The following is a 592-nucleotide window of genomic DNA, read 5'->3' on the forward strand; positions in this document are numbered from 1 at the left end:
AATTTACGTGCGCTGGTACAGCAGCGTGAAAACTTTGTTCAGCAGCAAGGCGACGATTTACGGCGCCTCAAAACAGCCTCTGCTGACACGGTAAAACCCTGTCTGCGCAGTCATATCGACTATTTATGCCAAGCCATAAAGTCGATAGAAAGGCTGATCCGTCAAACGGCTAAAGACCTGGACAGTGATAAGACGGCCCGTTTGTGCTCGGTCAAGGGCATAGGGCTCGTGACGGCAGCCAGCTTGATGGCCTATTTGCCTGAGCTGGGCGAGGTTGGACGGCACGAGATTGCGGCGCTGGCAGGCATAGCCCCGTACAACGACGACAGCGGTAAGCATGGAGGCCCCCGCCACATTAGCGGCGGCAGGTTTGCTGCGCGTCGGGCGATGTACATGGCGTGCTGGGTTGTGATTCAGCGACAGCCGGAGTTTAAAGCGCGGTATGACGCCCTGCGTCATAAGGGCAAATGCGCAAAAGTAGCGCTCATTGCCTGTATGCGCGTGTTGCTGATACGGCTGAACGCCATGATCCGAGACCGAACGGAGTGGAAAGAACCCTTGGCCTAAACGGGTCGCGGTGTTCCTGTAGGGC

Annotated in this window: 1 protein-coding gene; it reads left to right on the forward strand. The window is 56.8% G+C overall.

Annotation, left to right across the window (positions count from 1 at the left end):
* On the forward strand, positions 1-567 hold a 567-nt coding region (locus AACY49_RS29970), incomplete at its 5' end, for a transposase (protein WP_339527835.1).
* Positions 568-592: the final 25 nt, after the last annotated feature.

The organism is Pseudomonas sp. EL_65y_Pfl2_R96 (assembly GCF_963970905.1).
Lineage (GTDB): Bacteria > Pseudomonadota > Gammaproteobacteria > Pseudomonadales > Pseudomonadaceae > Aquipseudomonas.